A 16,610-nucleotide genomic window follows, 5' to 3' on the forward strand; every position below is an offset into this window, starting at 1 on the left:
GGGACGAAGAAGTCAATGTGATGCACGGCACTATTGACCTGTACACGTGATCAGCACATGATCCTCACAGCTTTTTGTAATGAGCGTCTAAGGGTGGCGGGTGGGGCGTGGGTACACAAAGACGGCGGCATGGCTGGCGTCAGGCGGCGCGGGGCTGGGCGATAGCCGTCATGCTGGTCGGAGGGGCTGTTCCGGTGATCGGTGCCGGGGCAACCCCGGCACTTGCCGACGGTGGGACGCCCTCGGTAGCGGCTGACGGGACTCCGGAGTCAAAGGCGAGTGCGCTCGCCGCGGAGACCGGTGAGCGGGCGGCCGTAGATGAGGCGACCACCGATTCGTCCCAGGTTTTCGCCAACCCGGACGGCACGTTCACACGGGAGATGAACGCGGCTCCCGTCCGCGCCCGCGAGGACGGCGGCAAATGGGCCCCCATTGACACCACCCTCGTACGTCAAGCCGACGGTTCTGTGCGGGCAAGGAACACGACGGCTCGCCTCACCTTTTCGGGCGGCGGCAGCGGGGACGGGCTGGTCAGGCTGGAGGACAAGGGGCACGAACTGGAGTTCGCCTGGCCCACCGCGCTCCCCGAGCCGCAGCTCGACGGTGCCACTGCTACCTACGCTGGAGTCCTTCCGGACGTTGATCTGCAACTGACTGCGCTGAGCTCTGGCTACACCTCGGTGTTCGTGGTTAAGACAGCGGAGGCGGCTAAGAATCCCGCGCTCGCGACAATCCGGATGAGCGTTTTCGGCGAGGGCCTGGACATCACTCCGACGGCTGACGGTGGCTTCGTGGCGCGCGATGCAGACGGCTCGCCTGTTTTTGAGAGTCCGGCGGGGCGGATGTGGGATTCGGCCGGCGACACCGCCCCAACCACCACTGCCTCGCAGCTTGGCCGCACCGCCGACACGGCAGATGCGCAGGCGGACGGTGCGCCGGAGGCGACGGGATCGGACCCGCTGTTCGACGCAGGGGGTGAGCTTGCCCCTTCGGAAGGTCCCAGCAGCGGTGACGCGGTGGCCGAACTCCCGCTCAAGCTCAACGGGACGACCCTGGAGATCACGCCCGATCCGGCGATCCTTCACGGCGAGGACACTGTCTTCCCGCTCTACATTGACCCGCCGACCAAGGGCATTGCCTTGGGCGACTGGACAGCGCTGTCCTCGGACGGTGACAAATTCTGGGAGTTCAGCGGCGACAAGGGCGTGGGACGTTGCTCCAACTACGCCGGGTATCTCTGCTCCAGCAGTCCGTACACCCAGCGCCTGTTCTTCGAGTACCCGCTCTCCTCGATCCATGGCAAGAAGATCCTGGATGCGACGATGGAGGTGTACCAGGCGTGGACGTTCACGTGCGATCCGCACTGGTACGACCTGAGCCGGGTGGACAAGGGCATCTCGTCCAGCACCACCTGGTCGTCCCGACCCGGCAATGTGGACCTGATGGGCGACCGGAACGTGGCCTATGGCCGGGGCTCCTTGTGCGATCCGTCGCAGCCGGCGGACTGGGTGCGCTTCAGCGACAACGTGGGCGAGGAGACGAACGAGAATCTGACGACGACTCTCGCCTCCTACGCCGCGAACAAGACTGCGCAGATCACCTTCTCTCTGGCCGCCCACGATGAGTCCGACGCAGGTGCCTGGGCGCGGTTCCGCAACGATGCAAAGTTGTCGGTGACCTACGTTTCCTATCCTTCCAAGCCGACCTCGTACGGTGTTCAGCAAGGCACGACTGGGCGGGCATGCAACGCCTCCACGTCGACCTTCGCCACCAGCGCCACCACGCCGAAGATGCTGGCCACGGTGCAGTCCGCAGACGGTTCCAACGCGCAGCTGCGCGCAATGTTCGAGGTATGGAAGGCCGACGGTTCCAGCCGCGCTTGGTACGCGGCCTCACCGGGCAGTGCCTGGGTGGCAGACAACGCGCCCCGTAACGCGACCTCCAGCACGCTGCCGGCGCAGACCGATTACCGAATGAGGGTCAAGACACAGGCGTATTACATGACGGACCGCGGCGTCAGCGGTGTCGTGGATTCCGCATGGTCGTCCTGGTGCTACTTCCGGGTCGACACCGATTCTCCGCCGCCCCCTGTCGTATCCAGCGCTGACGGCGTGTACAAGTCAGCCGAGACCGATCCGGCCGCAGGCGGGGTGGGCACCACGGGCAAGTTCACCTTCACCCCAGCGGACACCAACTCCGCCGTAGCGGGTATCCAGTCGGACGTCGTCAGTTACAAGTGGAAACTGAACAGCGGTGCGCTCTCCGCCCCGATCAGCGTGGCCAAGGGCGCGGCTACCACCCTGACGATCGCACCGAACCAGGCTGGTGAGAACACCATTCAGGTCTGGGGCTTCGACGCGGCCGCACACAGTTCACTCACCGGCTATTACAGCTTCCTCGTGAAGGGCGCCGAGCAGCCCTCAGGGATCTGGCACCTGGATGACGCCCTCACCGACTCCACCACCGCCACCCAGCACCCCCTGACCTCCTCCGGGGCCACATGGGACAGCAGGGCGCGCAGTGGTATCGGCGCGGCGCAGCTCAACGGCACGAGCGCCTACCTCTCCACCCCTGGTGCGGTACTGGACACCACCAAGTCCTTCACCGTCTCGGCATGGGCACGTCTGGAGAAGAAGGACGTCAACTACACCGTTCTGTCCCAGGCAGGAACGAATGCCTCCGGACTCCAGCTGTACTACTCCAGCTCGTACAACGCCTGGATCTTCAACCGCCACCAGACGGACGAGGCTGATCCGGGTATCACCCGCTCGCTCAGCATCAAGCCGCCGGTACTGAATGCTTGGACCCACCTGGCTGGTGTATACGACGCCGCAGCGCAGACTGTCCAGCTCTATGTCAACGGCGTTCCGCAGGGCAACCCGGTTTCGTTCACAACCCCCTGGAAGGCATCGGGCGGCCTGCAGGTCGGACGCCGCTGGTCCACCTCGTACGGAGCGATTACCGGCAAGGAGAACTTCGCCGGAACCATCGACGAGGTGAAAGTCTGGTCCCGCGCGCTCGCGGACACCGAGGTCACCCACGACGCCTGGCTGGAGGACGAGGACCTCAGCGACGGAACCTCGGGCGATCCAGTCCCTGCCCTTGTGGCCAAATGGGACGCCACGGACATGAGCAACGCGACCGGCAGCACGGTCAAGGACACCAGCGGCTTCGCCCGGAACCTGACGCTCAACGGGGCAGCGCTCACGCAGCTCACCACCGGCGACCCGGAAATCGGCGAAGAGGTCACCACGACACAGACCGTGACACTGAACGGCACCAGCGCATACGCCACCGCAACCGGCCCGGTCGTCGATGACTCCGGTTCGTTCACTGCAACCGCGTGGGTGACGCTGGACCCGGCCAAGCTTGCCGACACCACCAAGTCGTACGCGGTGCAGGTGTTCGGCCAGTCAGGAACGAGCCAGTCCTCCTGGGGCGTCTGGTACGAACAACCGGCCGGCAGCACCCAGGGTCGGTGGACGTTCGGCCGTCCCAACAAGGACGGCACCGGTGCGGTCTGGACCGAGAGCGAGTCCACCGCAACGACCACCGCCACACTCGGTGTCCCGGTCATGCTGACCGCCGTCTACGACGCGCAGGCAGCAGCCGACCCCGACGACACGTCCAAGCTCGGCGGGCTCAAGCTCTACGTCGACAGCGCCCTGATGGGCGACGACGACGGTGTGTCCTACTCGGCGCCCTGGCAGGGTGGCGGAGCGTTCGAGATCGGCCGGGCGAAGATCAACGGCGCTGCCGCGCGCTACTTCCCGGGAATGATCGACAGCGTCCGTGTCTGGGCCGGAGCCACCTCCACCGACACGATTGCCAACCGACGCAACACCGAGCAGCAGTAGCAAGGAGAACATGGGCAGGACGGGCATTCTTGCCCGTCCTGCCCATGTTCTGCTCGAAACGCTCCGCGCGTCTACCCGGACGCGCTGTCGAGATTCGGTGCTCTGGCGCTGACGCCGTCCGAGCACCTTCTGCCCCTTTCCGAGAACCGGGACCTCACGTGTCTTCATCGCCTTTCCGTACGTGGTTGCCAGGGACGGTCATGCGCCGCTGGCTCGCCCGCGGTGCGCTCGCTCTTTCCTTGTCTCTCCTGCCGCAAGTCGCGGTTCCCTCCGGCTACGACTTCGCCGCCCAGGCCGAGTCCTCGGCAGCTCATAAGCGCCTGGAGGACCGGCCCAATGCGAAGATCGACGAAGTGGGCTTGCTCAAGCCCAGCACGTCCAAGGCCCCGAAAGACAAGGCCGCTGCCGCTTCTCGAGAGACCCGTGAGCGGCTAAGGAAGGCGGCCTGGCCGAAGGCCGGGAAGATCACCGCTGAGGTCGCGTCGACCGGCGGCTCCGCTGTCACCGTCGGCGGGCTCGCCATCAAACTGGCGCAGGAGCCGGCCGCCCCGGCAGCCAGGCAAGCGAAGGGCAAGACGGAGGTCAAGGCCACCGGCCCGGCCGAGGAAGTGGCGCTCAGCGTCCACCCTCAGACGGAGGCGGAGAAGGCAGGTGTCAACGGTGTCCTGCTCACCGTCGACCCGGCCCACGAAGCATCCAAGGGTTTTGCCGGCGACAGCGACAAGCTCCGGGTCTCCCTGGACTACTCCTCGTTCAACGACGTCTACGGCGGCAACTTTGGCCCCCGCCTGCACCTGGTGACCCTCCCGGCATGTGCGCTGACCACCCCGGAGAAGCAGTCCTGCCGCACCCAGACCCCGCTGGTCGGCGCGGACAATGACACCGAGTCCCAGACCCTGACGGGGGCTGTCTCCGCCCACGCCCTCGCTGCCGGTACCCCGACCCTGCTGGCCGCAGCTGCCGACAGCTCCGGCAGCGGAGGGGACTACTCCTCCACCCCGCTGTCCCCGACCGCGACCTGGGAGGCAGGCGGCAGCACAGGTGACTTCACCTGGAACTACCCGCTGCGGGTACCCCCAGCAACGGCCGGCCCCTCCCCGAACCTGTCCATCTCCTACAACTCCGCATCCGTGGACGGCCGCACGGCCGGAGAGAACAACCAGACCTCGGTGATCGGTGAAGGCTTCTCGATCACCGAGTCCTACATCGAGCGCAAGTACGCGTCCTGCAAAGACGACGGCCAGTCTGGCAAGGGCGATCAGTGCTGGAAGTACGCCAACGCGACACTCGTCCTCAACGGCAAGGCCGTCGAACTCGTCAACGCCTGTGCGGACAAGGCGGCCTGCGACACCGCGGCCCTGTCTCAGGATTCCGGCGGTTCGTGGAAGGTCAAGAACGAGGACGGCTCTCGCGTCGAGCACCTGACCGGCGCCACCGGCAACGGTGACGACAACACCGAGTACTGGAAGGTCACGGACGCCTCCGGCATCCAGTACTTCTTCGGCAAGCACCAAATGCCCGGCTGGAGCAGCAAGGGCACCACTGACACTGCTGACGACGACGCCGTCACCAACTCTGTTTGGACCGCTCCCGTCTTCGGTAATGACTCCGGAGAGCCCTGCTACAAGTCCACCGGCTTCGCGAACTCCTCCTGCCTGCAGGCATGGCGCTGGAACCTCGACTACGTGGTGGACACCCACGGCAACGCCTCCACCTACTGGTACACCAAGGAGACGAACTACTACTCCAAGAACGCCGACACCACAGTCAACGGCACCGCCTACACCCGAGGCGGCCACCTCGACCGCATCGACTACGGCCAGCGCAGCGACCTCATCTACACCAAGCCCGCCTCCCAGCAGGTCCGCTTCACCTACGCCGAGCGCTGCGTCACCACGGACGGCTGCACCAGCCTCACGAAGGACACCAAGGCCAACTGGCCCGACGTGCCCTTCGACATGATCTGCGCAGCCAGCACCAAGTGCAGCACCCAGATCGGCCCCTCCTTCTTCACCCGCAAGCGCCTCACCGACATCACCACCTCGGTATGGACCGGCACCGGCACCACCCGCCGCGACGTAGACACCTGGCATCTGGAGCATGACTTCCCCAATACGGGCGACGCCTCCTCGGCAAGCCTGTGGCTGAAGTCCATCAAGAACACCGGCAAGGCCAACACCACCGCGGCCGCCACGCCCGCGGTCTATTTCGGCGGCTTCCAGCTGTCCAACCATGTCGAAGGCAGCGGCCCGGACACCCTGCGCTACATCAAATGGCGCGTACGCACCATCAAGTCCGAGACCGGCTCCACCCTCACCGTCAACTACACCGACCCCGACTGCATCTGGGGAACCAGCATGCCGACGGCGGTCGACAAGAACACCCGCCGCTGCTTCCCGGTCAAGTGGTCCCAGTCCGGCGCGACCCCGGTCACCGACTGGTTCCACAAGTACGTGGTCACCTCCGTCTTCCAGGACGACCCCTATGGCCACGGTGACACTACTGAGAAGTACTACGACTACCAGGGCGGCGCGGGCTGGGCCTACTCCGACGACGAGGGCCTGAGCAAGACCTCCAACCGCACCTGGTCGCAGTGGCGCGGCTACAGCAAGGTCCTGGAGACCTCAGGCGACACCGACGAGGGCCCACGCAGCAAGAAGCTGACCCTCTACATGCGCGGCCTGAACGGCGAGAAAGAACTCGACGGCACCGCACGCGTCGAGAAGGTCACCGACTCCACCGGCACCGCAATCGACGACTCCCGCCAGTACGCCAGCTTCGTCCGCGAAACCATCGCCTACAACGACACCGAAGAAGTCAGCGGCACCATCAACACCCCCTGGTCCCACAAGACCGGCAGCCACGCCTACAGCTGGGGCACCACGGACTCCTGGATCGTCCAGGCAGGCGAGTCCACCACCCGTACCAAGACCTCCACAGGCACCCGCAAGGTCAATCAGAAGACCACATACGACACCACGTACGGCATGCCGGTCACGGTGGAAAGCAGCGGCGACAGCGCCAAGACCGGCGACGAGGCATGCATGCGCACCACCTACGCTCGCAACACCTCGGCCTGGATAGTGAATACAGTCTCGCGTGTCGAAACCTATGCGGTGCCGTGCGTGACCACGCCGACGCTCCCCAGTGACGTCATCTCGGACGTCACCACGGCCTACGACAGCCAAACCGTAGGCGTAGCACCCACCAAGGGTGCGGTCACTGCCTCCTACCGGGTTACTAGTTACGCAGAGACAGATAAGACGCCCACCTACCAGGAAGTCTCCAGAGCTACGTACGACAAGCTCGGACGGCCACTCACCGAGACCAACGCACTGAACCGCACGATCAAGACCACCTACGTGCCAGATGACGCAGGCTATGGTCCGCTGACGTCCAAAACCACCACTGACCCCAAGCTCTACACATCCACCACCGAAGTGGACCCGGCCTGGGGCACCGCGACCAAGACCACCGACGCCAACGGCAACATCACGGAATGGTCCTTCGACGCCCTCGGACGCCTGCAGTCGGTGTGGAAGCCGGACCGCTCTCGCGCCCTCAATGACCCAGCCAGCATCGCCTACACCTACAGCATCAACAACGATCAGGAGACCTGGGTCCGCACCGACACCCTCAAGGCCGACGGAAAGACCTACAACAGCTCCTACGAAATCTTCGACAGCCTGCTGCGTTCCCGCCAGAAGCAGGTACCCGCCCCCAACGGCGGTCGGGTGATCTCCGAAACCCTCTACGATGACCGCGGCCTGGCCTACATCTCCAACGCCCAGGTGCACGACAACAACACACCCACGGGCACCCTGGCCAATACCTATCCCGGATCAACACCGGCCTCCACCGAAACGGTCTACGACGCTGCCGGACGGGTCACCGACTCAATCTTCCGGGTCTACGACCAGGAGAAGTGGCGCACCAAGACCAACGACCAGGGCGACCGTACCGCTGTCACCGCTGCTGCTGGCGGCACTGGAACCCTGACGATGATTGACGCTCGTGGCCGGGTAACCGAACGTCGCCAGTACAGCGGCCCCACCCCCACCGGCACTGACTACACCCGCACCCTGTACGAGTACACACCGTCCGGGCAGATCAAGAAAATGACCGGCCTGGACGGAGCTGTGTGGACCTACGGCTACGACCTGCGCGGCCGCAAGATCACCTCCAATGACCCGGACAAGGGCACCGTCACCACCACCTACAACGAGGCTGATCAACCCGTCACTGCCACCACGAGCCTCGACGGGGTGCAGCGGACACTGATCACGGACTACGACGAGCTCGGTCGCAAAATCGGTACCTGGGACGGGTTGAAGGACAACGCCCACCAGCTGACCAAGTTCACCTACGACTCCCTGGCCAAGGGACAGCCGACCGCCTCGATCCGCTACGTCGGCGGCACCACCGGCAAGATCTACTCCCAGGTCGCAACCGGCTACGACGCTCTCGGCCGTTCCAAGGGCACCAAGACAGTCATCGCCGCCAGTGACCCCCTGGTCGTCGCCGGCGCGCCGCAGACGTTCACTACCTCCACCGCCTACAACATCGACGGCACCGTCCAGTCGACCTCTCTGCCCGCGGCGGCCGGCCTCCCGGCAGAGACCGTGACGAACAGCTACAACGGCCTCGGCATGCTCACCGGCACCGACGGCATGACCGACTACGTCCAAAACATTGGCTACTCCCCGTACGGCGAAATCGAGGAGACCCGCCTGGGCACCTCCACTGGTGCCAAGCAGCTCCAGATCTTCAACCGCTACGAGGACGGCACCCGCCGCCTGGCCAACACTCACACCGTCGACCAGACCAACGCCGGCCACACCAGCGACGTCGACTACGGCTACGACACCTCCGGCAACGTCAAGTCGGTCACCGACAACTCCAACAGCCAGGACACCCAGTGCTTTACCTACGACGGCTACCGCCGTCTGACCGAAGCCTGGACCCCGTCCTCCAATGACTGCGCCACCGCCCGCGCCGCGACCGCACTCGGCGGGCCGGCCCCGTACTGGACCAGCTGGACTTACAAGCCCGGCGGCCTGCGCGACACCCAAACCGAGCACAAGGCAACTGGCGACACCAAGACCGGCTACGGCTACCCCGCCGTCAACGCCTCCGGCGCTGGCCAGCCCCACACTCTGAGTTCCGTCACCGTCAACAGCGACACCGCCAAGACCTACAGCTACGACGAGCAGGGCAACACCACCAAACGCTACGGCCCCACCGGCACCCCCCAGAGCCTCACCTGGGACATCGAAGGAGAACTCACCCGCCTCACCGAAGGTACGAAAACCACCGACTACCTCTACGACGCAAACGGCGAACTCCTAATCCGCCGCGGCCCCGTCAATACCGTCCTTTACCTCGGTGGCCAGGAACTCCACTACGACACGACCGCCAAGAAGTTCACCGCCCAGCGCTACTACCCGGCCGGCGACGCCACCGCCGTCCGCACCGAGACCGGCCTGTCCTGGACGGTCGACGACCACCACGGCACCGCCTCCATGAGCGTGGACGCCACCACCCAAGCCATCACTCGCCGCTACACCAAGCCCTTCGGCGAGAGCCGCGGAGTCACACCGTCAACCTGGCCCGACGACAAGGGCTTCCTCGGTAAACCCACCGACACCGACACCGGACTCACCCACATAAGCGCCCGCGAATACGATCCGGCCAGCGGACGCTTTCTCTCCCTCGACCCCATCCTCGCCCCTGAGGACCACGAGTCCCTCAACGGCTACGCCTACGCCAACAACACCCCCGTCACCATGTCCGACCCCACTGGCCTGCGACCCATCACGGACTGCGAACGCGGATGCAGCGACGGCAGGGGGGGCACCACCCGGGACTACATGACGATGGGCCCCAACGGAACCTGGGTCTATCACTCCACGAAGACGTACACAATCCCGCTGCCTTTTGGATTTGTCATGACCGCCACGGTCACTCAGTCCAGTGGTGTGGCGTCTACTCAGATCGAGTTCAAAGTGGGGCCGAGCCCCATGCCGGTGCTGAGGGGAGGCGGAGGGCTGAATGCTCCGCTTTTGAGGGGTAGCCCCGCCGGCATGCGACCCCGACTTCCCGGAGTGCTGGGAATTGCTGCAGGCCTTGACCGTAAGGTCGATGTCAGCAACCTCGTAGAGAATTTTCTCAATTCACAGGAACGTAAAGGCACAGACGAAGACGATGACGTAAAATACATATATCGATCACCGCATATTGGGAACAAAGAGGCGGAGCGATGGGGCCCGCGCCCAGAGAACCATCCGTCGTACACTTCGCCCAGTGGGCAGGTCCACGAAGGAACCGCGTACCTGGCTGATGACGAGCTTGTGGCCCGGCGTTACGCCGAGCAGGGCCAATTCGAGGACGGCTACTGGGAGTATGAGATGGGCCCTGGCTTCAAGGAGGCGTTCTCTGACCCGAAGTATTTCGGCCCCCACAAGAACAGCAGAGGCGCCATCGAATACGAGTGGAAAATTCCCCAAAAAGATATCCCTAAATTCAATTCATTCATCCAAGATCAGACGTGGGTGAATCACAGGGAGGGGTATACCTGGAGGGAGTGACAGTCTGAAAGCACCGCGAGTGCGGGCGGCAAGCCGTGAGCAGTGGAATGCGGGGCCCGCGCTCGTGGTGCTATTCTATTGATCAACGACCAATTGAACCGGGAGGTGTGCGTGGAGAGTTGGCCTATGAGTCCGAGGTTTAAAGAGGGTGACGTCTGCAAGGGGGTCGTCTTCGACGTTGCAGAATTTGGTGTGTTTGTCAAGATCGGCGACTGTACGGGTTTTGCGAATGTCACTGAGATCGCTTGGGCGAGGTTTGCGCGAGTGTCGGATGTGATGCAAAAGGGTCAGGAAGTGATTGCCGTAGTCATCGGCGCCGATTCTGATCGAGAACAGCTGCTCGTCTCTATCAAGGGCCTGCGGGAGGATCCTATTAAAAAGTTTGCGCGCGAAGAATTCGGCAAATCTATCGCCGGAAGTGTCACGGCGTTGACGCCTATCGGAACTTTTGTGTCCTTGAAGGATGGGCTGGGAGGGCTGCTCCCTAAGTCCGCGCTAATTGGTGGCGGTCAGGAATTTCGGGTTGGTGATGAAGTCTTTGTCGAGGTTATTGGTATCAATCTTGATAGTCGCCAAATCGAGCTATCGCTGTGTGAGTGAGGGCGCCCGACGGCAGGGTGGAGCCCGGCGAGACGCCGCGTGTGGCAGCGGCATGAGAGCTGCTGGAGGAGACCGGCCTGCGCAACGAGCTGCAGCCCGCAGCCGTGGCAGTGCGTTGTTGGTGGTGTTGCGGTCGGAGATGAGGCCGGCGATGGCCCGGTAGGTGGTGCCTGCGAACCTGCCCGCCAGGCTCTTGCCGCATATACCTCCGCACGGGCCCGACGTATGAGCAGAGCGCCCCGCTCGTTGCGCCGCCGAGCCGGGTGCGCCCAGGAGCGAGAAGGTGCTGATCGCGCCCGCCTTTGCCGCCGTTTCGAGGGCCTCGCCTGGAGCACCGACAGCCATCTCCATCGTCGACGGCGCGGACCGAGCCGACGCAGGCTCCCCTACGCCTTCCGCCTCACCACTGCGGGCATGCCTGCGAGGCGGAACCCCGCCCACGCGCCGCGGCCGTCGTCCAGGTTATGCGGCGTGCTGCCGCTTGCCCTGCTACTCGCGCGCATCAGGAAGCCGTCATGGCGTTGGCGCGCCTCGGTGGCGTACGAGCCGAGCCCGATCTGATGACCGCCCAAAACCGCGACAGCGCCGACAGGGACCGTCGAGGAAAGGCCGGCGTGTTTACGGAACGTCTCACAGGAGCAAGCGCGGGCCGGGACGCGTCGTCGGTCGGCCACGGGTGAGTCGGCGGACCATGATGCCGATCATTGCCCGGCGGATCATGGTCTCTGAGCGGGCCGGGCAGGTCTCGTAGTCACGCGCGAGGCGGCGGTGGGCGGTGAGCCACGAGAAGGTCCGCTCGACCGCCCATCTCTTGGGATGGACCTGGAATCCGCGCTGGCCCGGGGCCTTGCGCACGATCTCCAGCTCACGGCCGAGGATTGTGCTTGACCACTCCACGAGGCGGCCGGCGAAGCCTTGGTCCGCCGAGATCCTCTGCACGCGCGGATGGTCCAGGCGAGTCCACAGCAACGAACGCTTCGCGCCGTCGCGGGCCTGGATGTTCGCCGCGACCGCGTGAACAGCCAGCAGCAGACCCAGGGTGTCCGTGACGGTGAACCGTCTGCGGCCCTTCACCTTCTTGCCCGGCCCGGCTCGGAGCTTAGGGCTTGCCGGTAATCAACACGTCGGTTTGATCTTGCTTTTATCGAGTTCGAGGTATCTCGCGATGTCAGTCGGTGTGCGGAAGCGGGCGGTCGAGGCAGGGATGTGAACTCCGTGGGCTTCCAGGAGCGGGCGGACGTCTTTCGCTGCGCGGCTGATGGTCATGGCGGTGGTGTTGAAGAGCTGGCCCAGGAGGTCCATGGCCGCGAGTTTTCGCAGGTGGAGCACGGTGGCCAGGACCCGGTCGGCTGAGGTGAGCTTGGGTTTGGCTCCTGCGCCAGGGGCCACCAGGCGTTCGTGGCCTCGACGTGTGCGGAGCACTTGCTCGCGTTGAATCTCCATCGCTGAAGTCAGCACGTCGATGAGTTCGTTGAGCTGCCGGCGGGTCATCCCGGTCAGTTCCGGGTCCTGTAGCGAATGCCCCGTGAGGCGAGCCGGTCTCTCCGTCTGAGTCTCGTCCTGTGTGCTGATGGTGGTCGCCGTGTCCGTCGGGCGCTGGGGGTGGAGGGTGTAGTTCCAGTCGCCGTGGAAGCGGTGGCGGGTGATGGGCAGGGCGGCGATCTCGTCGTCGCTGATGCGGATGCCGGTGGGGTACTCACCGCTGTCGAGTTCGGCCTGGACGATGAGGCCGGTGCGGCTGGTGGTCGAGGCGATGGTCTGGATCATGACCTCATGGCTGGTCAGGGGCCTGCCTCGCCAGTTCATGGTGATGTGGGAGAACAGCCGGTGCTCGATCTTGTTCCACTTCGAGGTGCCGGGCGGAAGGTGACACACCGTGATCTCAAGGCCGGTCTCGGCAGCGAGATCGGCGAGCTGGGTCTTCCAGCCCCGGGTGCGATAGCCGTTGGAGCCGCCACCGTCAGCGGTGATCAGCAGCCGGCGGGCGCCGGGGTAGTCGTGCCGGCCGACCGCCTGCCACCAGCGGCGGATCGAGGCGACGGCGAACGCCGCCGTGTCGTGATCGGTGCCGATGCTGACCCAGCCGGTGTTCGCCGTCATGTCGTAGATTCCGTATGGAATTGCCTTCTCGGCCTGGCCGGGGAAGTCGTGCGTTTTGACCCTCACGGGCTGTCCTGCGGGCTGCCATTCGTGCCCCGCGTTCTTGTAGTCGCCGATCAGTTCCTTCTTCTTGCTGTCCACGCTGATCACCGGGTCACCGGCGTCCCTGTGGTCTCGTGCCTGCTCGTTGAGGTAGCGGAACTGGGCATCCCTGTCAGGGTGCTGGGCACCTTCGATGGCCTTGGCGTTGGCCTGCAGGCTGAAGCCTTCCTCCCGCAGCAGGCCGGCGACGGTGTCGGCGGAAACCCGGTGCCCCTGGCGGGTGAGCTCCGCCGCCAGCTTCCGGGTCGACTTCGTCGTCCAGCGCAGCGGCGACATCGGGTCGCCCCGCTCGTCGGGCTCGACCAGCGCCAGCAGTGCCGGCCGCAGCCCAGAGTCCAGCTCGGCCGCCTTCTTCCGCCCTCCGCCGGGATGGCGCACCCGCCCCAACGGGGCCTGACCGGAGTCCAGTTCAGCCGCCCCACGCGAGACCGTGGCCTCGCGGACCCCGGCTGCAGCGGCGACGATCCTGATGCCGCCATGCCCCAGCGACAGTGCTTCCGCTCCCATGGCCAGCCGACGCTGACGCTCGTCCAGATGCGGCAACAACACCTGGAACTTCGCCGCCAGAACGTCCTCGATCCCCTCTGGTCTCCCCATACCAGAACAACGAGTCCGACAGCTGGAAGCCACGACTTGTTTCCCGGCAAGCCCTTACTGATGGTTTCAGAATCAGATCCTCCGTGAGCGCCTCTCACTTGGGGGCTGGGGGCGTTGCAGGTCCGTCACGTGGTAGGCATGGGCAATGATTGGTCGCCTCCCGCTCGACGAGCAACTTGCCGCCCTGAAGCCTGCGCTGGCCCGCAATGAGGTGCTGGTGGAGGTCCTGAACCGCACGGCAGGGTTGGGGCTGCCCAACTGGTACGTAACGGCGGGTTGCCTGTTCCAGACCGTCTGGAACGTGGTCACTGACCGGCATCCCACCAGCGGGATCAAGGACTACGACGTCTTCTACTTCGATGACCGTGACCTGTCGTGGGAGGCGGAGGACACGGTGATCAAGGCCGCCGGAGCAGCGTTCGCAGGGCTGCCGGCGGAGGTCGAGGTCCGGAACGAGGCTCGTGTCCACCTCTGGTACGAGCAGAAGTTCGGCGTCGCGTGCGCTCCTCATGCCTCCACGGAGGCAGCCATCGACAGCTTCGCTGCGACCACGTGCTGCCTGGGTGTGCGCTTGGAGCCGGGCGGCCGGTGGCGCGTCTATGCGCCGCACGGCCTCTCGGATGTGTTCAACCTCGTCGTGCGGCCCAATCCGGTGCTCGCCCCTCGCGAGGTGTTTGAGACAAAGGCGGCCCGCTGGCAACAGCAGTGGCCTGAGCTGACCGTTCTTGACTGGCCGTCGCAGTCTGCCGTCCTGGCGCCCTCTTCATCCTGAGGTGCGGAGCCAGCGCAGGCAGATGATGCTGCACGCGAGGCACGGGTGCGGCCCTGGCCGGAGCCATCAGCCTCTGGCTTCAAGGCGTCAGGCACGCTGATACCTCATGTCCCGTATGTCCCGTCTCAAAAGATCTGGTTCGAACTCAGGACTGTGAGCTGCGGCGTCCGGATTGATTGAGACGGGCGGACACTCAAGTTCTCAGCCGGTCCCGTCCGATGCGTGAGAACGCTGCTCGTCGTCTCCAAGGACCTGGTCCGGCGGGACCGTGTCGAGCCGGTCGAGTTCCTCTCGGCGCCCGACGACCGCAGGGCCACAGCCTGGTGGCAGGCCACCGACGACCAGAGCAACGGCTTCCTCGGCGGTGTCCGCCTCCCCGACGATCTGGGAACGGGACGGCCCAACGACGAGGTACCGTCCACGAGGAAGATGCATGACGAATGGAACATCCCAAGACCAGTCACCGGTGCACCTGCTGAAGTGCAGGTCCTGGTGGCTGCCTGAGGGATGGAGCTGCCGGAGAAGCGGCTCAGCATGCGCGGCTCGCACCAGCCTGCTGTCCATGTCCTGGCGATGGAGCAGCCGCTGCCACGCAGCCTCCACGACATCACCCTGACCAGGCTCGGCGCCATTGGAGGCACTCGGCGCATCTATCGATCCCATGCGCACATTCTGCCGCCTCGTGTGCCAACAGAGCATGACTCGGACCAGTGACGGCCGACGAATGATGGGGATCTCCGAAACTGATTCTGCCCGTAGTTCCGTGAAATCCCAGGCCAGCGGTAGGCATGCAGGATCGTTTCCCTGCGGGATGACCTGCACGTGGTTCTCCGCTCGATCGAGGAATCAGGATCTTTGCCCGGGGATGAGGGCAGGGTCCTCGATCAGACCGTCTCGGGGCGTTCCTCCGGATCACCGGCGAGGTTATCGAAGTACTCGTCGAGCAGGCCGATCAGGCCAGCCACGGCGTGCTGCTCAGTCTCGGGTGACCAGGGCTCCTCGGGGCGGCCGTCGGGAAAGATGAGCTTCTCGGCCAAGGCCCAGTACACCAGGTTCCAGCCGTATCCCAGCTTGGCTGCGAGCCACTCCCTGAACCCGTCCAGCAGGGCTTTGTCGGAGGCGATGTCGTAGCCATTGAGGAACGCGACCACCGCCCCGAAAGTGACACGGCCGACGAACACCCCCGGGCGCCTCTTGAAGTTGGCCCAGATGTCCTGGTGCGACCACGTCGGCTTGCCCCGGCCGCGCCCCCAGGCAGCGGGCACGTGCGACAGGTCGGTGCCAGCCCCCCAGGTGGAGTACGAGACCGCCTCCGGCCCCACGCCGAGAGCCGCGAGGAGGCCGCCCGCGCGGGCGGCCGGATCGACAGGCCCACCCTTGCGGTTCCACACGTGGGTTCCCGGAGCGTCCCCCTCGTGGTGGGTGACGACGAAGTCCGTCCCATCCAGCACGAAGAACGCCGCCCGCACACTGCCGTGCCCGTCCCACGAGGTCTCAAGGGTCAGCTTCAGCCGCCGCGCCACCGCCTCCAGGTCCACTGAGAGCAGGGCCAGCGAGCTCAACGGCCAGGTTGCGCTCTGGAACATAGACGCCTGCCGCACCGGATTGCGCCCACTTGCCTGGAGCTCCGTCGCGGGCTCCCAGTCACCCTCTGCATCTGGTATTTCGATCATCTCGGTCACGACGCATAGTCAACCAGTACACGATCTCGATCCGGCTGGCCGCCGACGCAGCCGCAGGCATCCCTTCCCAGTTGTTCACGGAACTACGGGCAGAGCCAATTTCAGATATCGCCATCACGAATCGGTCCCGTTCACCTGAGACAGGGACCAGACCGGCCGAGACGCGGGACACCTCATGCCCGCCCGGCCGGTCGGGCGCTGGAGGGCCGTCAGGAAAACACCCGCTTACGCCCAGTCCACTCCCAGCTCGGCCAGCACCTGCTGTCCAGGAGCAGTGTTTGTGATCAGGAGCGGATGTTCTGGTCTGGGTCGA

The 16,610-nt window shown here is 65.0% G+C and carries 7 protein-coding genes and 1 pseudogene; 4 read left to right on the forward strand and 4 right to left on the reverse strand.

The window, feature by feature from the left end; all coding sequences use genetic code 11:
- The first annotated feature begins 170 nt into the window (after positions 1 to 170).
- The 3 genes from ACIOEW_RS39090 to ACIOEW_RS39100 all read left to right on the forward strand — a co-directional run bounded on the left by ACIOEW_RS39090 (position 171) and on the right by ACIOEW_RS39100 (position 11,044).
- Positions 171 to 3,857: a LamG domain-containing protein gene (locus tag ACIOEW_RS39090; protein ID WP_401970179.1), complete on the forward strand. Its 3,687-nt coding sequence runs from the start codon at positions 171 to 173 to the stop codon at positions 3,855 to 3,857.
- A gap of 200 nt (positions 3,858 to 4,057) precedes the next feature.
- Entirely contained in the window at positions 4,058 to 10,444 is a 6,387-nt protein-coding gene (locus ACIOEW_RS39095) for an RHS repeat domain-containing protein (protein WP_401970140.1), read from the forward strand.
- 126 nt (positions 10,445 to 10,570) lie between these two features.
- Complete coding sequence (locus tag ACIOEW_RS39100) at positions 10,571 to 11,044, forward strand: S1 RNA-binding domain-containing protein (protein WP_401970141.1); 474 nt, start codon at positions 10,571 to 10,573, stop codon at positions 11,042 to 11,044.
- Positions 11,045 to 11,674: 630 nt separating this feature from the next.
- Here ACIOEW_RS39100 and ACIOEW_RS39105 read toward each other — a convergent pair.
- Positions 11,675 to 12,121 (reverse strand): annotated as a pseudogene (locus ACIOEW_RS39105) (transposase); the annotation flags it as partial.
- A gap of 39 nt (positions 12,122 to 12,160) precedes the next feature.
- Positions 12,161 to 13,843: an ISAzo13 family transposase gene (locus ACIOEW_RS39110; RefSeq protein ID WP_401970144.1), complete on the reverse strand. Its 1,683-nt coding sequence runs from the start codon at positions 13,841 to 13,843 to the stop codon at positions 12,161 to 12,163.
- 145 nt (positions 13,844 to 13,988) lie between these two features.
- Here ACIOEW_RS39110 and ACIOEW_RS39115 point away from each other — a divergent pair, with 145 nt between their 5' ends.
- Positions 13,989 to 14,615 (forward strand): nucleotidyltransferase family protein, encoded by a 627-nt coding sequence (locus ACIOEW_RS39115; protein WP_401970145.1) that lies wholly within the window; start codon positions 13,989 to 13,991, stop codon positions 14,613 to 14,615.
- A gap of 201 nt (positions 14,616 to 14,816) precedes the next feature.
- On the opposite strand, the gene ACIOEW_RS39120 is transcribed toward ACIOEW_RS39115, so the two are convergent.
- Together ACIOEW_RS39120 and ACIOEW_RS39125 are read right to left on the reverse strand one after the other, a co-directional pair.
- Positions 14,817 to 15,314 (reverse strand): DUF6193 family natural product biosynthesis protein, encoded by a 498-nt coding sequence (locus ACIOEW_RS39120; RefSeq protein ID WP_401970181.1) that lies wholly within the window; start codon positions 15,312 to 15,314, stop codon positions 14,817 to 14,819.
- 185 nt (positions 15,315 to 15,499) lie between these two features.
- Positions 15,500 to 16,297 (reverse strand): hypothetical protein, encoded by a 798-nt coding sequence (locus ACIOEW_RS39125; RefSeq protein ID WP_401970146.1) that lies wholly within the window; start codon positions 16,295 to 16,297, stop codon positions 15,500 to 15,502.
- Positions 16,298 to 16,610: the final 313 nt, after the last annotated feature.

This window comes from Streptomyces sp. NPDC087901, from assembly GCF_044742205.1.
Taxonomy (GTDB): Bacteria; Actinomycetota; Actinomycetes; order Streptomycetales; family Streptomycetaceae; genus Streptomyces.

Excerpts from the sequence above, each read along its gene's own strand:
- ACIOEW_RS39090 (WP_401970179.1), top strand. The coding sequence starts at position 171 with ATGCTGGTCGGAGGGGCTGTTCCGGTGATCGGTGCCGGGGCAACCCCG.
- ACIOEW_RS39095 (WP_401970140.1), top strand. The coding sequence starts at position 4,058 with ATGCGCCGCTGGCTCGCCCGCGGTGCGCTCGCTCTTTCCTTGTCTCTC.
- ACIOEW_RS39100 (WP_401970141.1), top strand. The coding sequence starts at position 10,571 with ATGAGTCCGAGGTTTAAAGAGGGTGACGTCTGCAAGGGGGTCGTCTTC.
- ACIOEW_RS39115 (WP_401970145.1), top strand. The coding sequence starts at position 13,989 with ATGATTGGTCGCCTCCCGCTCGACGAGCAACTTGCCGCCCTGAAGCCT.
- ACIOEW_RS39110 (WP_401970144.1), bottom strand. The coding sequence starts at position 13,843 with ATGGGGAGACCAGAGGGGATCGAGGACGTTCTGGCGGCGAAGTTCCAG.
- ACIOEW_RS39120 (WP_401970181.1), bottom strand. The coding sequence starts at position 15,314 with ATGCTCTGTTGGCACACGAGGCGGCAGAATGTGCGCATGGGATCGATA.